This window comes from Ramlibacter aurantiacus (genome assembly GCF_016722895.1).
GTDB classification, from domain to species: domain Bacteria; phylum Pseudomonadota; class Gammaproteobacteria; order Burkholderiales; family Burkholderiaceae_C; genus Ramlibacter; species Ramlibacter aurantiacus.
This window is the reverse complement of the sequence record NZ_JAEQNA010000020.1, coordinates 1-5,341: the sequence shown is the minus strand read 5'-3', so window position 1 is coordinate 5,341 and position 5,341 is coordinate 1. Positions and strand designations below refer to the sequence as shown.

Sequence of the window (5,341 nt, the reverse complement as noted above, 5' to 3'; positions counted from 1 at the left end):
AAACGGTGAGTCGGTCGAAGCAGCAAAGGAAAAAAAGTTTGACCGGTCTTCAAAACTCGGTGTAGAATTCAAGGCTTCGCTGATCGCAGCAAGCAAAGCAAAATGGCTAAAGTCAGTTTGCTGGATCTTTAACAAAATACAGCCGATAAGCGTGGGCGTTTGAGAGGCGACGAGGTTGCCAGGTTCTTCGGAACTATCAAACGCTCATAAGAAAAGAAGTGAAGTTCACTTCGATTCCTTTATGAGCAAAAACTTCAAGATCGAACTGTAGAGTTTGATCCTGGCTCAGATTGAACGCTGGCGGAATGCTTTACACATGCAAGTCGAACGGCAGCACGGGGGCAACCCTGGTGGCGAGTGGCGAACGGGTGAGTAATACATCGGAACGTGCCCAGTCGTGGGGGATAACTACGCGAAAGCGTAGCTAATACCGCATACGATCTATGGATGAAAGCGGGGGATCGCAAGACCTCGCGCGATTGGAGCGGCCGATGGCAGATTAGGTTGTTGGTGGGGTAAAGGCCTACCAAGCCGACGATCTGTAGCTGGTCTGAGAGGACGACCAGCCACACTGGGACTGAGACACGGCCCAGACTCCTACGGGAGGCAGCAGTGGGGAATTTTGGACAATGGGCGCAAGCCTGATCCAGCCATTCCGCGTGCAGGATGAAGGCCCTCGGGTTGTAAACTGCTTTTGTACGGAACGAAACGGCCTAGGTTAATACCCTGGGTTAATGACGGTACCGTAAGAATAAGCACCGGCTAACTACGTGCCAGCAGCCGCGGTAATACGTAGGGTGCAAGCGTTAATCGGAATTACTGGGCGTAAAGCGTGCGCAGGCGGTGATGTAAGACAGATGTGAAATCCCCGGGCTTAACCTGGGAACTGCATTTGTGACTGCATCGCTGGAGTGCGGCAGAGGGGGATGGAATTCCGCGTGTAGCAGTGAAATGCGTAGATATGCGGAGGAACACCGATGGCGAAGGCAATCCCCTGGGCCTGCACTGACGCTCATGCACGAAAGCGTGGGGAGCAAACAGGATTAGATACCCTGGTAGTCCACGCCCTAAACGATGTCAACTGGTTGTTGGTCCTTTACTGGATCAGTAACGAAGCTAACGCGTGAAGTTGACCGCCTGGGGAGTACGGCCGCAAGGTTGAAACTCAAAGGAATTGACGGGGACCCGCACAAGCGGTGGATGATGTGGTTTAATTCGATGCAACGCGAAAAACCTTACCCACCTTTGACATGTACGGAAGTTGCCAGAGATGGCTTCGTGCCCGAAAGGGAGCCGTAACACAGGTGCTGCATGGCTGTCGTCAGCTCGTGTCGTGAGATGTTGGGTTAAGTCCCGCAACGAGCGCAACCCTTGTCATTAGTTGCTACGAAAGGGCACTCTAATGAGACTGCCGGTGACAAACCGGAGGAAGGTGGGGATGACGTCAAGTCCTCATGGCCCTTATAGGTGGGGCTACACACGTCATACAATGGCTGGTACAGAGGGTTGCCAACCCGCGAGGGGGAGCTAATCCCATAAAGCCAGTCGTAGTCCGGATCGCAGTCTGCAACTCGACTGCGTGAAGTCGGAATCGCTAGTAATCGCGGATCAGAATGTCGCGGTGAATACGTTCCCGGGTCTTGTACACACCGCCCGTCACACCATGGGAGCGGGTTCTGCCAGAAGTAGTTAGCCTAACCGTAAGGAGGGCGATTACCACGGCAGGGTTCGTGACTGGGGTGAAGTCGTAACAAGGTAGCCGTATCGGAAGGTGCGGCTGGATCACCTCCTTTCTGGAAAACACTGCAATCCAAGCAGCTCAAGCGCTCACACTTATCGGTTGTTGGAGGGATGTCGCCAGCGACCAGGCCAGCACGGGCTTGTGTTGACAAGCGACCGGCTTGGGTCTGTAGCTCAGTTGGTTAGAGCACCGTCTTGATAAGGCGGGGGTCGTTGGTTCGAGACCAACCAGACCCACCAGGGGTTTCCTTCCACAAATGAGGATGAGGGGGATTAGCTCAGCTGGGAGAGCACCTGCTTTGCAAGCAGGGGGTCGTCGGTTCGATCCCGTCATCCTCCACCACGATGATCAACATCAAAGCAGTTTCGCTTGAGACTGCTTTGATGTTGACGCCGGCATAGTCCGGAGTCAATCGGCTGTTCTTTAACAATTCATAGAGTCGAATCAGCGTTGCTGGCGGAAAGGGTCTCATGGCCCACCGTGCCGCCAGCGACATTTTTTGATTGCGTCAACCAGACTTCAATGAAGCGAAAGCAAAATTGAAGACGGCATAACGCGCGAGGTGAGAGACCTCGCGGTTCCTTGATTGACTTTGCTTCTCGTGAGAGGCGTCAAAGTTATAGGGTCAAGTGAATAAGAGCATGTGGTGGATGCCTTGGCGATGATAGGCGACGAAGGACGTGATAGCCTGCGATAAGCCTCGGGGAGCTGGCAAATAAGCTTTGATCCGGGGATTTCCGAATGGGGAAACCCTCCCGCAAGGGAATCGCATGATGAATACATAGTCATGTGAGGCGAACCGGGTGAACTGAAACATCTCAGTAGCTCGAGGAAAAGACATCAACCGAGATTCCGAAAGTAGTGGCGAGCGAAATCGGAGGAGCCTGCTAGTGATAGCGCGATTGTTAGCGGAAGCGCCTGGAAAGGCGTGCCATAGCGGGTGATAGCCCCGTACGCGAAAACGAACGTGTGGTACTGAGCTAGCGAAAAGTAGGGCGGGACACGTGAAATCCTGTCTGAAGATGGGGGGACCATCCTCCAAGGCTAAATACTCATCATCGACCGATAGTGAACTAGTACCGTGAGGGAAAGGCGAAAAGAACCCCGGGAGGGGAGTGAAATAGATCCTGAAACCGCATGCTTACAAAAAGTCGGAGCCCTTCGGGGTGACGGCGTACCTTTTGTATAATGGGTCAGCGACTTACATTCAGTGGCAAGGTTAACCGAATAGGGAAGCCGCAGGGAAACCGAGTCCGAACAGGGCGTTCAGTCGCTGGGTGTAGACCCGAAACCAAGTGATCTATCCATGGCCAGGATGAAGGTGCCGTAACAGGTACTGGAGGTCCGAACCGACTAGTGTTGCAAAACTAGCGGATGAGCTGTGGATAGGGGTGAAAGGCTAAACAAACTTGGAAATAGCTGGTTCTCTCCGAAAACTATTTAGGTAGTGCCTCACGTATTACCTTCGGGGGTAGAGCACTGTTTTGGCTAGGGGGTCATGGCGACTTACCAAACCAAGGCAAACTCCGAATACCGAAGAGTACAGCGTGGGAGACAGAGCACCGGGTGCTAACGTCCGGACTCAAGAGGGAAACAACCCAGACCGCCAGCTAAGGTCCCTAAAATTGGCTAAGTGGGAAACGAAGTGGGAAGGCTAAAACAGTCAGGATGTTGGCTTAGAAGCAGCCATCATTTAAAGAAAGCGTAATAGCTCACTGATCGAGTCGTCCTGCGCGGAAGATGTAACGGGGCTAAGCCAGTTACCGAAGCTGCGGATTTGCACGCAAGTGCAAGTGGTAGGAGAGCGTTCTGTAAGCCTGTGAAGGTGGCTTGTAAAGGCTGCTGGAGGTATCAGAAGTGCGAATGCTGACATGAGTAGCGTTAAAGCGGGTGAAAAGCCCGCTCGCCGTAAGCGCAAGGTTTTCTACGCAACGTTCATCGGCGTAGAGTGAGTCGGCCCCTAAGGCGAGGCAGAGATGCGTAGCTGATGGGAAACAGGTCAATATTCCTGTACCGATGTGCAGTGCGATGTGGGGACGGAGAAGGTTAACTCAGCCGGGTGTTGGATGTCCCGGTTCAAGCCTGTAGTCATGCCTGGTAGGCAAATCCGCCGGGCTTAGATGAGGGGTGATAACGAGGCGGCTTGCCGCCGAAGTGAGTGATACCCTGCTTCCAGGAAAAGCCACTAAGCTTCAGCTGCACACGACCGTACCGCAAACCGACACTGGTGCGCGAGATGAGTATTCTCAGGCGCTTGAGAGAACTCGGGAGAAGGAACTCGGCAAATTGACACCGTAACTTCGGAAGAAGGTGTGCCGCCAGTAGGTGAAGTCCCTTGCGGATGGAGCCCAAAGCGGTTGCAAAAAATCGGTGGCTGCGACTGTTTAATAAAAACACAGCACTCTGCAAACACGAAAGTGGACGTATAGGGTGTGACGCCTGCCCGGTGCTGGAAGATTAAATGATGGGGTGCAAGCTCTTGATTGAAGTCCCAGTAAACGGCGGCCGTAACTATAACGGTCCTAAGGTAGCGAAATTCCTTGTCGGGTAAGTTCCGACCTGCACGAATGGCGTAACGATGGCCACACTGTCTCCTCCCGAGACTCAGCGAAGTTGAAATGTTTGTGATGATGCAATCTCCCCGCGGAAAGACGGAAAGACCCCATGAACCTTTACTGTAGCTTTGTATTGGACTTTGAACGGATCTGTGTAGGATAGGTGGGAGGCTTTGAAGCTCGGTCGCTAGATCGGGTGGAGCCGTCCTTGAAATACCACCCTGGTGCGTTTGAGGTTCTAACCTAGGCCCGTTATCCGGGTCGGGGACAGTGCATGGTAGGCAGTTTGACTGGGGCGGTCTCCTCCTAAAGCGTAACGGAGGAGTTCGAAGGTACGCTAGTTACGGTCGGACATCGTGACGATAGTGCAATGGCATAAGCGTGCTTAACTGCGAGACTGACACGTCGAGCAGATGCGAAAGCAGGACATAGTGATCCGGTGGTTCTGTATGGAAGGGCCATCGCTCAACGGATAAAAGGTACTCTGGGGATAACAGGCTGATACCGCCCAAGAGTTCATATCGACGGCGGTGTTTGGCACCTCGATGTCGGCTCATCTCATCCTGGGGCTGTAGCCGGTCCCAAGGGTATGGCTGTTCGCCATTTAAAGAGGTACGTGAGCTGGGTTTAAAACGTCGTGAGACAGTTTGGTCCCTATCTTCCGTGGGCGCTGCAGATTTGAGGAAGCCTGCTCCTAGTACGAGAGGACCGGAGTGGACGCACCTCTGGTGTACCTGTTGTCACGCCAGTGGCATCGCAGGGTAGCTAAGTGCGGAAGAGATAACCGCTGAAAGCATCTAAGCGGGAAACTCGTTCCAAGATGAGATCTGCCGGGGCCTTGAGCCCCCTAAAGAGTCGTTCAAGACCAGGACGTTGATAGGTCGGGTGTGGAAGCGCAGCAATGCGTTAAGCTAACCGATACTAATTGCTCGTGCGGCTTGACCCTATAACTTTGATCAAACGATCAAGGCTTATGCTAAAAGGTTGATCGCAATCAAACAAAGCTGATTGGCTCTATGAATTGGTCTTGCTGGCAATGCCGACA

The 5,341-nt window shown here is 53.2% G+C and carries 2 tRNA genes and 2 rRNA genes; all 4 read left to right on the top strand.

From position 1 onward, the window contains the following. Nucleotides 1-262 precede the first annotated feature (262 nt). The 4 genes from JI739_RS24225 to JI739_RS24210 all read left to right on the top strand — a co-directional run bounded on the left by JI739_RS24225 (nt 263) and on the right by JI739_RS24210 (nt 5,242). Nucleotides 263-1,793 (top strand): 16S ribosomal RNA (locus JI739_RS24225). Nucleotides 1,794-1,903: 110 nt separating this feature from the next. Then, nucleotides 1,904-1,980 (top strand) — tRNA-Ile (locus JI739_RS24220). Between the two features lie 27 nt (nt 1,981-2,007). After that, a tRNA-Ala gene (locus tag JI739_RS24215) sits at nt 2,008-2,083 on the top strand. A 281-nt stretch (nt 2,084-2,364) separates the two neighbouring features. After that, a 23S ribosomal RNA gene (locus JI739_RS24210) occupies nt 2,365-5,242 on the top strand. Together the 16S and 23S rRNA genes with 2 tRNA genes alongside form the textbook arrangement of a ribosomal RNA operon. Nucleotides 5,243-5,341 lie beyond the last annotated feature (99 nt).